Origin of the sequence: Ensifer sp., assembly GCF_031989085.1 — a bacterium.
GTDB lineage: Bacteria > Pseudomonadota > Alphaproteobacteria > Rhizobiales > Rhizobiaceae > Ensifer.
In genome coordinates, this window is sequence record NZ_DALZXU010000009.1 from 161,301 (window position 1) to 178,023 (window position 16,723).

11 protein-coding genes are annotated in these 16,723 nt (G+C 63.0%); 6 read left to right on the top strand and 5 right to left on the bottom strand.

Translation table 11 applies throughout. The features are described from left to right. Nucleotides 1-3: 3 nt before the first annotated feature. Nucleotides 4-462, top strand: coding sequence for an NfeD family protein (locus tag RTP54_RS26930; RefSeq protein ID WP_112817087.1), 459 nt, complete (start codon nucleotides 4-6; stop codon nucleotides 460-462). 105 nt (nucleotides 463-567) lie between these two features. Next, the gene (locus RTP54_RS26935; RefSeq protein WP_312366798.1) at nucleotides 568-1,992 is read left to right on the top strand and encodes an outer membrane beta-barrel protein; all 1,425 of its coding nucleotides are present in this window, start codon (nucleotides 568-570) and stop codon (nucleotides 1,990-1,992) included. Nucleotides 1,993-2,270: 278 nt separating this feature from the next. Here the strand turns inward: RTP54_RS26935 and galU are convergent, their stop codons facing one another. Then, nucleotides 2,271-3,158 (bottom strand): UTP--glucose-1-phosphate uridylyltransferase GalU, encoded by an 888-nt coding sequence (gene galU, locus RTP54_RS26940; RefSeq protein WP_112807481.1) that lies wholly within the window; start codon nucleotides 3,156-3,158, stop codon nucleotides 2,271-2,273. A gap of 394 nt (nucleotides 3,159-3,552) precedes the next feature. Between galU and RTP54_RS26945 the strand changes: the two genes are divergently transcribed. Beyond that, on the top strand, nucleotides 3,553-4,773 hold the full coding sequence (locus RTP54_RS26945; RefSeq protein WP_312366800.1) for a lytic murein transglycosylase: 1,221 nt from the start codon (nucleotides 3,553-3,555) through the stop codon (nucleotides 4,771-4,773). A gap of 85 nt (nucleotides 4,774-4,858) precedes the next feature. After that, a complete protein-coding gene (locus RTP54_RS26950) occupies nucleotides 4,859-6,094 on the top strand; it encodes a DUF459 domain-containing protein (RefSeq protein WP_409517220.1) in 1,236 nt (411 codons plus the stop codon). Between the two features lie 135 nt (nucleotides 6,095-6,229). Here the strand turns inward: RTP54_RS26950 and RTP54_RS26955 are convergent, their stop codons facing one another. After that, a complete protein-coding gene (locus RTP54_RS26955; protein WP_112807684.1) occupies nucleotides 6,230-7,687 on the bottom strand; it encodes a glutamate synthase subunit beta in 1,458 nt (485 codons plus the stop codon). Nucleotides 7,688-7,791: 104 nt separating this feature from the next. Continuing rightward, on the bottom strand, nucleotides 7,792-12,516 hold the full coding sequence (gltB, locus tag RTP54_RS26960; protein WP_312366805.1) for a glutamate synthase large subunit: 4,725 nt from the start codon (nucleotides 12,514-12,516) through the stop codon (nucleotides 7,792-7,794). 546 nt (nucleotides 12,517-13,062) lie between these two features. Here gltB and RTP54_RS26965 point away from each other — a divergent pair. Beyond that, nucleotides 13,063-14,109 carry a low specificity L-threonine aldolase gene (locus RTP54_RS26965; protein WP_312366806.1) on the top strand — a complete coding sequence of 349 codons (1,047 nt, stop codon included), beginning with the start codon at nucleotides 13,063-13,065 and terminating at the stop codon, nucleotides 14,107-14,109. A 26-nt stretch (nucleotides 14,110-14,135) separates the two neighbouring features. On the opposite strand, the gene RTP54_RS26970 is transcribed toward RTP54_RS26965, so the two are convergent. Next, a complete protein-coding gene (locus RTP54_RS26970) occupies nucleotides 14,136-14,993 on the bottom strand; it encodes a LysR substrate-binding domain-containing protein (protein ID WP_112817091.1) in 858 nt (285 codons plus the stop codon). A 96-nt stretch (nucleotides 14,994-15,089) separates the two neighbouring features. Here RTP54_RS26970 and RTP54_RS26975 point away from each other — a divergent pair, with 96 nt between their 5' ends. Continuing rightward, the gene (locus tag RTP54_RS26975; protein ID WP_312366807.1) at nucleotides 15,090-16,079 is read left to right on the top strand and encodes a bile acid:sodium symporter family protein; all 990 of its coding nucleotides are present in this window, start codon (nucleotides 15,090-15,092) and stop codon (nucleotides 16,077-16,079) included. Nucleotides 16,080-16,133: 54 nt separating this feature from the next. Here RTP54_RS26975 and RTP54_RS26980 read toward each other — a convergent pair whose 3' ends face one another. Beyond that, on the bottom strand, nucleotides 16,134-16,595 hold the full coding sequence (locus tag RTP54_RS26980; RefSeq protein ID WP_077500592.1) for an Hsp20 family protein: 462 nt from the start codon (nucleotides 16,593-16,595) through the stop codon (nucleotides 16,134-16,136). Between the last annotated feature and the right edge of the window lie 128 nt (nucleotides 16,596-16,723).

Consider the following 16,723-nt stretch of genomic DNA (forward strand, 5'->3'; position numbering starts at 1 on the left):
GCGATGGTCCAGCGCATCATCCTGGAACTCGGCCCCTGGAGCTGGTGGGTTCTCGGACTCGTCCTACTCGCCGCCGAAGTCGTGGCACCCGGCGTCTTCCTCGTCTGGATCGCGATTGCAGCACTCATTACCGGCGCATTGTCGCTGTTGCTCTGGGACACGGTCGTATGGGGCTGGCAGGTCCAGTTCATCGTCTTCGCGCTGCTGTCGATCATCTCCGTCCTCATCGGCCGTCACTTCGTCTCCTCCTCCGCACGAGTGACGGACGAACCGTTGCTCAACCAGCGCGCCCAGAGCCTTGTCGGCAGGACGGCCGTGCTTGAAAAGCCGATCGCCGAGGGACACGGCCGCGTGCGCCTGGATGATACCATCTGGATCGTCGAGGGCCCCGATCTGCCCGCCGGCACCCGCGTGCGCATCGTTGCCAGCCACGGGCGCAATCTGACGGTCGAGAGCGCCTGATCGCACCCTGCCGACGACACCAAATTTCCGTTTGGAAACGATTGGTTAACCACGCGGCTTTACGATTGCGAAAGGATTGCAATCAGGCTTGCGGACAAACGGCAGATGGTGCCAGACCACTTACGCTCGACGGGACAGGACGCGAGGCGTTTTACGCTGACGGCGTTGCTGTTGGCCGGCACCACGTTGGCCGCCCCGCTTGCGGCCAAGGCCCAGACCGCGACCACCCCAGGCGTTGTTGTCACTGCCCCCACCTCCGCTGCCCCGGCAATCGCCGATCCGCAGACAACCGGTGCGGTCAACGCCGACGACCTGTCAGCAGCCTCCGATGAGGATCTCATTCGCCTCAACCGCCGCGAACCGACAATCGACGGATTGCGCACGCGCATCGATCCCGACGATAACCGCGCGATCGGTGTGCGCATCGGCACCTTCACGCTCCGGCCTGAAATCAGCGAGACGCTGAACCACGAATGGCGCAAGGATGGCGATACCAAGCAGAACCGCGGCTATCTGGAAACCGGCATCCGCGGCACGCTGACGTCGGACTGGTCGCGGCATGAGCTGACTGTCACCGGCGCCGGCGTGATACAGAGCAATGTTTCCGGAGAGGGCGAGGAAGAACCGCGCGCCGATATCGACGCGGAACTGCGCCTCGATCTCTGGGATGAGACGGTGGCGCGCCTGCGGGCGGGCTACAGCTTCGAGCGCGAGGACGCCGACGATCCGAACGCGATCTCCAATGCCAAGACCCAATCGGGCGTCAACACCTACCGGCTGGGTGCTGCGATCGAGCGTGACTTCGGCCTCATCCGCGGCTCGGTCGGGCTCGATTTCGAACGGCGCACCTATGGCGACGTCGAGCTCGAAAACGGCACGACGCTCTCCGTCGAGGACCGCAACCGCAACAGCGGCACGCTGACGGGACGCATCGGCTACGAGCTGTCGCCGGCGCTGATCCCGTTCATCGAGGCATCGGTCGGACAATCGACCTACGACCTTCGAAAGGACACGCTCGGTTTCGAACGCTCCTACCAGAGCTACGCGACACGCGGCGGCCTGGAGGTCGACCTCGGCGAAAAGCTCAACGGCGAGATGGCCCTTGGCTACGAGACATACCGGTTCGAGGACGACCGTTTGAGCGACGTCAGCGGCCTGTCCGTCGACGGCCGCATCAACTGGTCACCCCAACGCGGCACCGATGTGCTTTTCGGGCTCACGACCGGGCTCAACCCGTCGACGACGGCGGGCGATTCCGGTTCGATCGATTACACGCTGATCAACATCATCACCCACGAGATGCGCTCCGATCTCGTCGCGCGGTTGTCCAACACCCTGACCATCCGCAAGTATCCGTCGGACAGCCGCTCATCCGACGAGACGACCTGGCGCACCGGCGCCGGCCTGACCTACGACGTCAACCGCTACCTCGCGCTGACGGGCGACGTCAGTTACGAACGCACCACGCGCGACGTCGGCGACCCCACCGACATCACCCGCGTCGGAGTCGGGCTGACGCTCAGGCGCTGAGGCCAAGACCCCTCCACATTCCAGCGGACTCGAATTGCATTTCGAGCGAACAATCAAAAGGCCGCGTCCCTGGGGAGCGCGGCCTTGAGCATGATGCCAACCGTTAGAAACGGCCGCGTAATCAGCAGCTCGTTCAGTGTTCCCTCATTCCGGCCTAGTGCCGGAATCCAGCGAACTGATGTCCGTCAGGTCAAAAGACCCTTCAGTCCAGAGACTTGCGCCCGACCTTCCCAATCCTTGGGACTGATTTTGTCAGGCGTCTCAACGTCTGCCGGAAATTACTTCAGGCTGCCGAGCAGCGCCTTCAGCGGCCCCTCGACGGTCGGGCGGATATCGCCGCGTTCGAGCGCGAAAGCGACGTTGGCGAGGATGAAGCCATCCTTGGCGCCGCAGTCATAGGTCTCGCCGCGGAAGTGGTAGGCGGCAAACTGCTGGTTCTCCGACAGCTTCAGCATCCCGTCGGTCAGCTGGATTTCGTTGCCGGCGCCGCGTTCCTGCTTTTCGAGGATCGGGAAGATTTCCGGCTGCAGGATGTAGCGGCCGTTGATGAAGAAGTTCGACGGCGCTGTTCCAGGCGCCGGCTTTTCGACCATCTTGGTGATCTTGAAACCGTCGCCGACCTTGTCGCCGACACCGACGATGCCGTACTTGTGGGCCTGATCCGGGGCGCATTCCTCGACCGCGATGACGTTGCCGCCGCTCTGTTCATAGAGCTCGACCATACCCTTCAGGCAGCCCTTCTCGCCCTTCATGATCATGTCGGGCAAGAGCAGCGCGAACGGCTCGTTGCCGACCAGCTCGCGGGCGCACCAGACGGCATGGCCAAGGCCGAGCGGCGCCTGCTGACGGGTGAAGCTCGTCGTGCCGGCCTTCGGCAGAATATTGTCGAGCAGCTCGATCTCGATCTTCTTGTTGCGCTCGCGCAGCGTCTGGTCGAGCTCGACCTGGATGTCGAAATAGTCCTCAATCACGGCCTTGCTGCGACCGGTGACGAAGATCAGATGCTCGATACCAGCTTCCATCGCTTCGTCGACGACATATTGAATGACCGGCTTGTCCACCACCGTCAGCATTTCCTTCGGCACAGCCTTGGTCGCCGGCAGGAAACGCGTACCCAGACCAGCGACCGGGAACACGGCTTTGCGGACTTTACGCTTGTCGGTCATCGGTATCTCCTTCAATGGGATTTCAATCCTGAATGTTGCTGTAAAAATCCTTAAATCAAAATCAATTTAAGGAATCGTCAGCGCTTTGCAGTGCGGCGGCAATCTCTACGCAACGATGTGAACGCAGGCTGAACCGGGACAACGAAAATGCGATTCTGCATCCTATCCGCATTTTCTTCGCCGCAAGACGCATTGGCCTTTTCATGGTAAAGGGTTTGTTGACCACGTTTCTGTAGATTCGTCCTGATCCGTCGCTGCATCGACTGCGGCCGGATCCGAAAACGGGAGCCGCCGGCGGTCTGCGAACCGCTGAGGCTGGCTCCAGACTGCCACCATGCGGAGATGTCCCGGCTATGACGGCCGAGGCTCCGCAGAGAAACGGAACCGACAGCTGATGATCAGAAACCGCAGGACGTTTTTCCGTCATATCGCAGCCGCCTTCGTCCTATCCGCCGTCGCGCTTAGCACCTCCCCTGCGCGCGCCGATGCCGGATTCCAGAGCTGGATCAACAACTTTTACGCTACTGCCGCAAAGAGCGGCATCAGCCAGGCGACCTATCGCAAGGCTTTTTCCGGCGTGAAGACGCCGGATCAGACGGTGCTCGAAAAGGCCAACTTCCAGCCCGAATTCAAGCACAAGATCTGGGAGTACATCGATTCCCGCGTCAATCCCTACACCAAGCGTGTCGGCCAGGAGATGGCCGCCAAGCACGCCCGCACGCTGAACGCGATCGAGAAGCACTACGGCGTCGACAAGACCATTCTCTTGGCGATCTGGTCGATGGAATCGAACTACGGCGCCGTGCTCGAAAAGGACGACCGCCTGCACTATGTGCCGCGGGCACTGGCAACGCTTGCCTATGCCGATCCCAAGCGCGCGAAATTCGCCAAGACCCAGTTGATCGCCGCACTCAAGATCCTGCAGAGCGGCGACATCACCCCGCGCGAACTGACCGGCTCCTGGGCCGGCGCCATGGGACACACGCAGTTCATCCCGACCAGTTATCTGCTCTACGCCGTCGACGCGGATGGCAACGGCCATCGCGATATCTGGAATTCGGTTCCCGATGCGCTGGCCACCGCCGCCAACCTCTTGAAGAAGAACGGCTGGCAGCCGGGCGAAACCTGGGGCTACGAGGTGGCACCGCCGGCCAACGCGGCAAAATATTCAGGGCAGACGAAGACGCTCGCGCAATGGGCCGCACTCGGTTTCCTGCGTCCGAACGGCAAGGGCTTCCGCAACGGCAACTCGCGCGCCGAGTTGAAGATGCCGAGCGGCGGCAACGGCCCCGGCTTCCTGATGACCAAGAACTTCTTCGTCATCAAGCGCTACAACGCCTCCGATAGCTACGCGCTCGGCGTCGGCCTTCTTGCCGACCAGATCGCCGGTTACGCCGGCATGCAGCAGCGCTGGCCACGCCCGGACGGCTCGCTCGACATCAGCGAGAAGTTCGAGCTGCAGAACCGCCTGAAGGAACTCGGCTACTACAGCGGCGAGGTCGACGGCAATTTCGGATCCGGCTCCAAGGCTGCGATCCAGGCATTCCAGTCGCAGAACGGCCTTGCGCCGGACGGGCAGCCGACGCAGCATCTGCTGCGTGCCCTGCGCAACTGACGCGACGCCCAATACGTGACGGCGGCCTTGATGCCGCCGTCCGTTCGTTGGATGATCAGACATGCAAGCGAAAACCAGGGCCTCGATGACAGCAAAGACTAGACCCTTCAAGGTCGCGACGATGATCATCGCCGCGGCCGCGATGCTGTTTGTCGGCTTTGCCGCGAGCTTCGCCGAAGCGCAGGAGCGGGTGCAGCGACGCAATCTGTTCCAGATGCTGTTCGGCGGGCTCACGCGTGAACGCCGCGTCATCGACGAACGCTACGAATTTCCCGAACAGCCGCGGCCACGGCGTGCGCGCCAGAGCCAGAACCCGCAACGCCAGAAGGCTCCGGGCCAGCTGAGGGCAAAGCCGGTGATCGCCGATGCCGCGCCGGTGCCGCAGCCGGTGGAAAAAGCGCCCGATGCCAAGAAGGTCCTCGTCGTCGGTGACTTCATGGCCGGCAGCATCGGCGACGGCCTGAAGACCGCCTTCGAGATGACGCCCGGGATCACCATCGAGACCCGCGCAAACGGCTCGTCCGGCCTGGTGCGCGAAGACTATTTCAACTGGCCGGCAACGCTGCCGAGCTATGTCGACGAGACCAAGCCATCGGTCATCATCATCAGCCTCGGCGCCAATGACCGCCAGCAGATGCAGATCGGCAGCACCAAGGAAAAATACCGCAGTGACCTCTGGAACGAGGAGTATCGCAAGCGCGTCCACGCGTTGGCGGAACTTGCGCACAAGGAAAAGCTGCCGGTTCTCTGGGTCGGCATGCCACCGTTCCAGTCGGCCGCGATGACCGCCGACATGGTGACCTTCAACGGCATCTATCGCGAGGAAGTCGAAAAGGTCGGCGGTCAGTTCGTCGATATCTGGGACGGCTTCGTCGACGAGGCCGGGAAATTCGTGCTGACGGGTTCCGACATCAACGGCCAGCAGGTTCGCCTGCGTGGCGCCGACGGCGTCAACCTGACCAAGGCCGGCAAGCGCAAGCTCGCCTTCTATGTGGAAAAGGACATTCGCCGGCTGCTTGGGGATGCCGCCGCCACCGACAAGGACGTGCCCGGCGCCGATGGGCTGAAGGATCTGGTGGTGACCGCGCCGCTTGCCAACGAAGACATCGTCAAGACCCAGCCGATCGGCCTGACCGACCCGGATCTGGACGGTGCTTCAAGCCTTCTCGGCGACGCCGCCCCCAACAAGGGCACCGGCAAGAGCCCGCGCGACCGGTTGGTCGACCGGGGCGATGTGGCCGCAGCGCCTGCCGGCCGTGTCGACGATTTCCGCCTGGCCAAGCCTGGCACGGTCATCAGTAATCCGGTCATCCGGAACTAACCTTCGATCGAACGGCCGTGCGATCAGCCGCTGCAGCCTGGGCGAACTAACCACACAGCCTTTCACCAACCGCCTTGAACGCGAAAGGGCTCCGCCGTCACCGGCGGAGCCCTTTCATGCTTGGGAGTTATGTCTTCAGCGCGGCAGGATTGACGATCCCATCAACGCCTCGTCGATGGCACGGGCGGCCTGGCGGCCCTCGCGGATGGCCCAGACGACGAGCGATTGGCCGCGGCGCACGTCACCGGCCGTCCAGAGCTTGTCGACCGAGGTCTTGTAGTCACGGTCGTTGGCAACGACGTTGGTCGAGCCGCGGCGGTCGGTGTTGAGCGTCAGCTTGTCGCCGAGATCCTTCAGCACGCTGTCGGTGAACGGACCACTGAAGCCGATGGCGATGAAGGCGAGATCGGCCTTGATGATGAACTCCGTGCCGGCGATCGGCTTGCGGCGATCGTCCACCTGGCAGCACTTGACGCCGACGAGGTTCCCGTCCTCGTCGCCAACGAACTCCAGGGTAGCGACCTGGAACTCGCGGATGGCACCCTCGGCCTGGCTGGAGGAGGTGCGCATCTTCGTCGCCCAGAACGGCCAGACGGCGAGCTTGTCTTCCTTTTCCGGCGGCTGCGGGCGGATGTCGAGCTGCGTCACCTTGACGGCGCCCTGGCGGAACGCAGTGCCGACGCAGTCGGATGCGGTGTCACCACCACCGACGACGACGATGTGCTTGCCACCGGCAAGGATCGGCGCCGACGGCCAGCCAGTGCTGTCGATGTTCTCGCGGCCGACGCGGCGGTTCTGCTGCACGAGATACGGCATGGCATCATGCACGCCGGCGAATTCGACGCCCGGGATACCGGCATTGCGCGGCGTCTCGGATCCGCCGCAATAAAGCACGGCGTCGTGGCCCTCGATCAGTTGCTCGACCGGAAGATCGACCCCGATGTTGACGCCGCAATGGAAGGTGACGCCTTCGCCCTTCATCTGTTCGACGCGGCGATCGATGAAGTTCTTCTCCATCTTGAAGTCGGGAATGCCGTAGCGCAGCAACCCACCAGGCTTGCTCTCGCGCTCATAGAGATGAACTTCGTGGCCGGCGCGCGCCATCTGCTGTGCAGCCGCCATGCCGGCCGGGCCCGAACCGATCACGGCGACCTTCTTGCCGGTCTTGGTGACGGCCGGCTGCGGTACGATGTAGCCCATCTCATAGGCCTTGTCGGCGATCGCCTGCTCGACGGTCTTGATCGCGACCGGCGCATCCTCGAGGTTCAGCGTGCAGGCCTCCTCGCAAGGCGCGGGGCAGACGCGGCCGGTAAACTCCGGGAAGTTGTTGGTCGAATGCAGGTTGCGGATCGCCTCTTCCCAGTTGCCGTTGTAGACCAGATCGTTCCAGTCGGGGATCTGGTTGTGCACCGGACACCCGGTCGGCCCATGGCAGTAGGGAATGCCGCAGTCCATGCAGCGCGCTGCCTGCTTCTGCACTTCCGGTTCCGACATCGGAATGGTGAATTCGCGGAAATGGCGGATGCGGTCGGACGCCGGCTGGTACTTTGCCACTTGCCGGTCGATCTCGAGAAAACCAGTTACCTTACCCATCGTATCATCCTGATAGCTATGCGTCTGAACAGGCGCCTTTGACAAGCGCGCGTGATGAACCCCCGAACCCTTTTCGGAACCGGGAGCCCTTTTCACCGGGGCCTCTATTCGGCCGCCTCTGCCATTTTCATGCGTTCCATGTCTTCGAGCGCACGACGATATTCGACCGGCATGACCTTGCGGAATTTCGGCCGGTAGTCTGCCCAATGATCGAGGATCGCCTTCGCCCGGGGCGAACCCGTGTGGTGCAGGTGATTGGAGATCAGCTGGTAGAGCCGCTCCTCGTCGTGACGCGTCATGTCGCCGGAGACGTCGACCATGCCCTTGTGCATGATGTCGCCACCGTGATGATGAAGCTTCTCGAGCATGTCGTCCTCTTCCGGCACCGGCTGCAACTCGACCATGGCCATGTTGCAGCGGCGCGCGAAATCGCCTTCCTCGTCGAGCACATAGGCGACGCCGCCGGACATGCCGGCCGCAAAGTTGCGCCCGGTCGCGCCGAGAACGACGACGACACCGCCGGTCATGTATTCGCAGCCGTGGTCACCCACGCCTTCGACGACGGCAACGGCGCCCGAGTTGCGCACGGCGAAACGTTCGCCGGCAACGCCGTTGAAGTAGCACTCGCCCGCGGTCGCACCGTAAAGCACGGTGTTGCCGACGATGATGGAGTCTTCCGGCACGATTTTCGCGTTTTCCGGCGGTCGAACGATGATGCGTCCACCCGACAGACCCTTGCCGACATAGTCGTTGCCATCGCCCACCAGGTCGAAGGTGATGCCGCGCGCCAGGAACGCCGCGAAGGACTGACCCGCAGTTCCCTTCAGCGTGACGTGGATCGTATCGTCCTTCAGGCCCTTGTAGCCCCAGCGCTTGGCAAGGGCGCCCGAAAGCATCGCGCCGGCAGAGCGGTCGACGTTCTTGATCTCAGCTTCGAAGGCGACAGGCGCCTTGGTTTCCAGCGCGAGCTTGGCCTTTTCGATCAGCGTGCGGTCGAGCACGTCGTCGATCGGGTGCTGCTGGCGGCTGGTCCAGTAGGTCTCTTCCTTGGCAGCCTCGACCTTGTGGAAGATCTTCGAGAAATCGAGACCGTTGGCCTTCCAGTGGGCGAGCGCATCGTCCTTCTCCAAGAGTTCGGAAGCGCCGATGATTTCATCGAGCTTGCGCACGCCGAGCGAAGCGAGGATCTCCCGCACTTCCTCGGCAACGAAGAAGAAGTAGTTGATGACGTGCTCGGCCGTGCCCTTGAAGCGCTTGCGCAGCACCGGATCCTGGGTGGCGACACCGACAGGACAGGTGTTGAGGTGGCACTTGCGCATCATGATGCAGCCGGCCGCAATCAAGGGAGCAGTCGCAAAGCCGAATTCATCGGCGCCCAGAAGCGCGCCGATGATGACGTCGCGACCGGTCTTCAGGCCACCATCGACCTGAAGGGCGACGCGCGAGCGAAGGCCGTTGAGCACCAGCGTCTGCTGGGTCTCGGCCAGGCCGATTTCCCAGGGGCTGCCGGCATGTTTCAGCGAGGTCAGCGGCGAAGCACCGGTGCCACCGTCGAAGCCGGAGACGGTGATATGGTCGGCGCGCGCCTTGGCGACACCGGCGGCAACCGTGCCGACGCCCACTTCGGAGACCAGCTTGACGGAAACGTCTGCCTCCGGGTTGACGTTCTTCAGGTCGTAGATCAGCTGCGCCAGATCTTCGATCGAGTAGATGTCGTGGTGCGGCGGCGGCGAAATCAGGCCGACGCCCGGCGTCGAATGCCGGGTCTTGGCGACGGTCGCATCCACCTTGTGGCCGGGCAGCTGGCCGCCCTCACCGGGCTTGGCACCCTGGGCCACCTTGATCTGCAGCATGTCGGCATTGACAAGGTATTCGGTGGTCACGCCGAAGCGGCCGGATGCGATCTGCTTGATCGCCGAACGCTCCGGGTTCATCGAACCATCGGGCAGCGGCAGGTAGCGGTCGCTTTCCTCACCACCTTCACCGGTGTTCGACTTGCCGCCGATCCGGTTCATGGCGATCGCGAGCGTCGTATGCGCCTCGCGGCTGATCGAGCCGAAGGACATGGCGCCGGTCGAGAAACGCTTGACGATGTCGGCGGCCGATTCCACCTCGTCGACGGAGATCGGCTTGCGGCCGGCAGCCTCTGCACCCTTGACCGTGAACAGGCCACGGATCGTGTTCATCCGGAGCGCCGAGGTGTTCACCATTTCGGCAAACTCGCGGTAGCGGTCCTGTGCATTGCCACGCACGGCATGCTGCAGCGAGGCGATCGCGTCCGGCGTCCAGGCATGGCTTTCGCCACGCATGCGGTAGGCATATTCGCCGCCGATATCGAGCGTGTTGGCCAGCACCGGATCGGCGCCGAACGCCGCCTTGTGACGGGCGACGGTCTCGGCTGCGATTTCATCGAGGCCGATGCCCTCAATCGTCGTTGCCGTGCCGAAGAAGAACTGGTCGACGAGCTTCGACGACAGGCCGACAGCGTCGAAGATCTGCGCGCCGCAATAGGACTGGTAGGTCGAAATGCCCATCTTGGACATGACCTTGAGAATGCCCTTACCGACCGCCTTGATGTAGCGGTAAACCACTTCGCTGCCATCGACTTCCTTGGGGAAATCGCCGCGCTTGTGCATGTCGGTCAGCGTGTCGAAGGCGAGATACGGGTTGATCGCCTCGGCGCCGTAGCCGGCAAGCAGGCAGAAGTGATGCACTTCGCGCGGCTCGCCCGATTCGAGCACGATGCCGACCGAGGTACGCAGGCCCTTGCGGATCAGGTGGTGGTGCACGGCAGCCGTTGCCAAAAGCGCAGGGATGGCCACCCGGTCCGGACCGACCTGGCGGTCGGAAAGCACGATGATGTTGTAGCCGCCCTTGACCGCCGCTTCGGCGCGCTCGCACAGCCGATCGAGCATTTCCGGCATGCCTTCGGCACCGCGCGAAATGTCATAGGTGAAGTCGAGCGTCTTGGTGTCGAACCGGTCCTCGGTGTGACCGATCGAGCGGATCTTTTCCAGATCGCCATTGGTCAGGATCGGCTGACGGACTTCCAGTCGCTTGGCGTGCGCCATGCCGGCATGGTCGAGCAGGTTCGGACGCGGGCCGATGAAGGAGACGAGGCTCATCACCAGCTCCTCGCGGATCGGATCGATCGGCGGGTTGGTGACCTGCGCGAAGTTCTGCTTGAAGTAGGTATAGAGCAGCTTGCGCTTGTCCGACATCGCCGAGATCGGCGTGTCGGTGCCCATCGAGCCCACGGCTTCCTGACCGGTCGTCGCCATCGGCGACATCAGGATCTTGGTGTCTTCGAGCGTGTAGCCGAAGGCCTGCTGGCGGTCGATGAGGGAGACGTCGCGACGAAGCGCGCGCGGCTCTACCGGCTTCAGCTCTTCCAGGATCAGCTGTGTGTCTTCAAGCCACTTGCTGTAGGGATGCTTGGTTGCAAGCGAAGACTTCACCTCTTCGTCCGAGATGATGCGGCCCTGCTCCATGTCGATCAAGAGCATCTTGCCCGGCTGCAGGCGCCACTTCTTGACGATCTTTTCCTCGTCGACCGGAAGCACGCCGGCTTCGGACGCAAGGATGACGCGATGGTCGGAGGTGACGATGTAGCGGGCCGGACGCAGGCCGTTGCGGTCGAGCGTCGCGCCGATCTGGCGGCCGTCGGTGAAGGCGACCGCTGCCGGTCCGTCCCACGGCTCCATCAGGGCGGCATGGTATTCGTAGAACGCCTTGCGCTCCGGCGACATCAGCTGGTTGCCGGCCCACGCTTCCGGGATCAGCATCATCACCGCATGCGACAGCGAATAGCCGCCCTGCACCAGGAATTCGAGCGCGTTATCGAAACAGGCTGTGTCCGACTGGCCCTCGTAGGAAATCGGCCAGAGCTTGGAAATGTCGTCGCCGAAGAGCGGCGAGGACACCGACGCCTGGCGGGCCGCCATCCAGTTGACGTTGCCGCGCAGCGTGTTGATTTCGCCGTTGTGGGCAACCATGCGATAGGGATGCGCCAGCTTCCACGACGGGAAGGTGTTGGTCGAGAAGCGCTGGTGCACGAGGGCGACGGCCGACTGGAAGCGCTCGTCCTCCAGGTCCTTGTAGTAGGCGCCGACCTGGTAGGCGAGGAACATGCCCTTGTAGACAACGGTCTGGGTCGACAGCGACACGACGTAGAAGCCGAGATCGCCGCCTTCGGCCTCCGCATAGATGCGGTTGGAGATCACCTTGCGCAGCGTGAACAGACGGCGCTCGAACTCGGCATTGCTGGCGGCATCGCGGCCGGCGCCGATGAACACCTGGACATGGTGCGGCTCGGTCGCGGCAATGTCGGGCGCCTTGGACAGCGATGAATTGTCGACCGGCACGTCGCGGAAGCCGAGCACGTGCTGGCCTTCCTCGGCGACGACTTCGTTGATCACGTCCTTGAAGTGGGCGATCAGCTTTTCGTCGCGCGGCATGAACAGGTAGCCGACACCGTATTCGCCGGCCTTCGGCAGGGTGACGCCCTGCTTGGCCATTTCCTCGCGGAAGAAGCGGTCGGGGATCTGCACCAGGATGCCGGCGCCGTCACCCATCAGCGGGTCGGCACCGACGGCACCGCGGTGCGTCAGGTTTTCGAGCATGAAGAGGCCGTCGCGCACGATCTGGTGCGACTTCTCACCCTTCAGATGCGCGACGAAGCCGACGCCGCAGGCATCGTGTTCGTTGCGCGGATCATAGAGACCCTGTTTTCGCGGCAGGCCGGACGGGAAAGCGGGCGTTTTTTCAGCCGTCGCAACAGTGTGTGCGAGGTTGAGCCCAGATTGCTGTGATGGCGTGTGATCCGTCATCGTCTTCCCTCCTGTTGAACCCGGCACGTACCGGGCATCCCTGCGCCCGCGCATGGCTCTTCGTCGCATGCATTCGCATGCCGCAAAGCCGGGGCATTCATCGTCTCATGATCCTGATCAGGTCGCAAATAATGCACGGCATCATCAGGCAGTGATGTCAGTGACCATCCTGATGGCAGGCGATAACAACCGGATGAAATCCGGCGGATCCCCCTGCGCCACACGCCGATTGCCGATTTTTTGGGCAGTTGCGGCGATTGTTCCGGTCCCTAGACCGAAATAGGACAGCAAGACTGTCCTATTTCATGCGCTCTATGCCAGAAACCGCCCCCCTCCGCAAGGGGCATATGAGCATTTATTGGAAGAGATTTTGCCGAACATTGCCGGAAATTTCGCGGTTTTATAATTTTATTACGACAAACCGGCTTTTTCTTCCTTTTGGTTTCAAACTGGTATCCTGTTGGCCTCCGAACCCGGCACCGTGATTGATCCGCCCGGCAACTGGGCTATGGTCGCCCATACGACCGCAAAACAGGACGACATGTGATGATTTTTTCCTCTGATAACTGGGCCGGTGCCCACCCGACCATCGCCCAGAGCCTCGTGACCCATGCCGATGGCTATGCGTCGGCCTACGGCACCAGCGAGCTCGACCGGAAGGTGGAGAAGAAGCTTTCGGAGGTCTTCGAACACGATGTCGCGGTCTTCTTCGTCGGCACTGGAACCGCTGCCAACTCGCTGGCGCTTGCAAGCTCCAACCGCGCCGGCGGCGTGGCATTCTGCCACCGCGAGGCCCATGTGATCGCCGACGAATGCGGCGCACCGGAATTCTTCAGTCATGGCGCGCGGCTGAAGCCCGTCGATGGCAAACACGGCAAGATGGATGCGGCGCGTCTGGAAACGGAAATTCGCCGCTACCCGCTCGACAATGTCCATGGCGGCCAGCCGATGGCGGTGACGCTGACACAGGCGACAGAAAGCGGCACCGTCTACTCACTCGACGAGATCGAGGCGATCGCGGCCGTCGCCAAGGCGCACAAGCTGCCGCTGCACATGGATGGCGCCCGCTTTGCCAATGCGCTCACCAGCCTTGGGGCCACCCCCGCCGAGATGACCTGGAAGCGCGGCGTCGAGCTCGTCTCCTTCGGCGGCACGAAGAATGGCTGCTGGTGCGCCGAGGCGCTCATCCTGTTCAATCTCTCCAAGGCGCATGAGATGCACTTCCTGCGCAAGCGCGCGGCACAACTGTTCTCGAAATCGCGCTTCGTCTCCGCCCAGTTCGACGCCTATCTTGAGGGCGATCTCTGGCTCGACCTCGCCCGCCATTCGAACGCCATGGCCCGGCGCCTTGCCGACGGCATCGCCGCGTCTCGCACGAGCCGCCTCGGCTGGCCCGTCGATGCCAACGAGGTCTTCGTCATCCTGAAGAACGACGTGGCGGCGAAATTGCGCGAGCAAGGCGGCGTCTTCTACGACTGGCCGGTTCCGCACGATCTGGCCGGAAGCCTTGCAGCCGACGAGGGCCTCTACCGTCTGGTCACCAGCTTTGCCACGAAGGCGGACGACGTTGACCGCTTCATCGCCGCCTGCTGAGGCATGCGGTCCTGCAGGGCCGGGCCTCAGGCCTGGCCCTGAAGCGTGCGCACCTTTGACAGGATTTCCGTCGAGAGAGCGGCGATCAATGCCTGGTCGGCGCCCTTGCTCGGAACCAGCACGAACTCGACGTCTTCCAGGGGTGGCAAGGTGCCCGCGGGTATCTCCCTGAGACCCGGGGGCGCCATGCTGCGCGGCTGGACGAGCACGCCCATGCCAGCCTGGGCTGCCGCCGTCAGCCCGCTGAGGCTGCCGCAGGTGCACACGATCCGCCACGGCAGCCGGTGCCGGTCGAGCACTTCGAGCGCCACGCTGCGGGTGATGCTCGGCGGCGGAAAGGCAATCAGTGGCAGCACGCGATCGCGCTTGATGCGCTCGGGATCGCGTGCGAGCCAGACGAGCGGCTCACGATAGACCAGTTCGCCACGCGGATCGCCGAGCCGGCGCTTTGCCAGCACCAGATCGATCTCGCCGCCATCCTGCATCTGGTAGAGCACGCCACTCAGCGCCACCGTCAGCTCCAGTTCCACCGACGGGTGCGCGCGCACGAAATCTTCGAGCACGCCCGGCAACCGGCTCGTGACGAAATCCTCCGATACGCCCAGCCTCAGGCGACCGCGAAGGCTGCTTTCGGCAAACAGCGCCTTGACCTCGTCGTCGATCGCTAGCATCGAACGGGCGTGCGCAAGCAGGGCCTGGCCATCGGTCGTCAGCGACACCCGATGCGTGTCGCGGGCAACGAGCTTGCGGCCAACGGCAGCCTCAAGCCGTTGAATATGCTGGCTGACCGTCGATTGCCCGAGCGCCAGTTTCTCGGCAGCCAGCGTAAAGCTACCCATCTGTTCCAGCGCCACGAAGCTGCGCAATTGCACGAGGTCGAGCATGGGTTATCCACCTTCACGATAACTGTTATTCCTTGCATCCTGCTTCATAATGACATTTCTCGGCAAGGTGTTTTCTCAATCGAGCCTGTGACAGCCATGCGCCGCTACCTTCCTGACACCTTCACCCTGCTCCTGCTTCTCACCGTGCTTCTGGCCTCATTGCTGCCGATCCATGGTGACGCAACCGCCTGGTTCGCCATGGCGACCAAGGTGGCGGTCGGGCTGGTGTTCTTCCTGCATGGTGCGCGGCTTTCGCGCGACGTCGTCATCGCCGGCTTCCTGCACTGGCGCCTGCATCTGGCGATCCTGGCATCGACCTTCGTGCTTTTCCCGGTCATCGGCCTTGCCATCGGCTTCGTGCCGGCATCGGTCCTGCCGCCGGCGCTCTATACCGGTATCCTGTTCCTCTGCGTGCTGCCGTCGACAGTGCAGTCGTCGATCGCGTTTACGTCGGTTGCCGGCGGCAATGTTCCAGCCGCGATCTGCTCGGCGTCGGCCTCCAACATTTTCGGCATGTTCCTGACGCCGCTTCTGGTCGGCCTGCTGTTTTCCGCCGGTGGTCATGGCGGCGTGTCGCTGGATGCGCTGGAGCAGATCCTGCTGCAACTTCTGGCGCCATTCATTGCAGGTCAATTGCTGCAGCCCTGGATCGGCGGCTGGATCCGGGCGCGCAAGGGCCTGCTTGCGCCCGTCGACCGCGGCTCGATCCTGATGGTCGTCTATCTAGCCTTCAGCCAGGCGGTCACCTCCGGCCTGTGGCAGACCTTTTCGCTCGCCGATCTCGGCGTGCTGGTGGCAATCGAGGTCGTCATGCTGGCGCTGGTGCTGGCCGTCACCATGTTCGGCAGCCGCCTTCTCGGCTTCAACCGCGCCGACGAGATCGCCATCACCTTCTGCGGCTCGAAGAAGAGCCTCGCGAGCGGCATCCCGATGGCGAGCGCCATCTTCGCCGGCCAGAACATCGGCGCGATCGTCTTGCCGGTCATGCTCTTCCACCAGATCCAGCTGATGGCCTGCGCGGTGATTGCCCAGCGTTATGCCGCCCGCAAGGAACAGGATGCAATTGCCGAACCCGTGCGGACATGACGAAAAAGGCGGCGTCCTTGCGGGCGCCGCCTCTTCGAGCTTGGGAGGTGCTGGTTAGAGGCTTTGGGCCTCGATCTGCTTCGGCTGCGAGGCGACCGACGTAATGTCGATCCGGCGCGGCTTGGCTGCTTCCGGGATCTCACGGGTGAGGTCGATGTGCAGCAGGCCGTTCTTCAGCGAAGCGGACTTGATCTCCACATGGTCGGCCAGCTGGAAGCGGCGTTCGAAGGCGCGCTTGGCAATGCCGCGATGCAGGAACTGGTTTTCTTCCGCCTTTTCCTCGCTCTTTTCGCCCTTGATCGTCAGCGTGTGTTCGCGCGCTTCGATCGACAGTTCGGTTTCGTCGAAGCCGGCAACTGCCATGGTGATGCGGTAGGCGTTTTCGCCGGTGCGCTCGATATTGTAGGGCGGATAGGTCTGGGCCTGGTCAGGCTGGCCGAGGCTGTCGAGCATGGTGAAGAGACGATCGAAGCCGACGGTGGAGCGGTAGAGCGGGGAAAAATCGACGTGACGCATGGTGTCCTCCTGGGAGCAACTGTTTGCGATATCTGGTCAGCCACCCCATCCAGGCAGCGGCGCGACCGGTGAACGGACCCGTTATCGGCGTCCGTGATCAGAAGATGGGAATGCGATTTCCGCAGTTC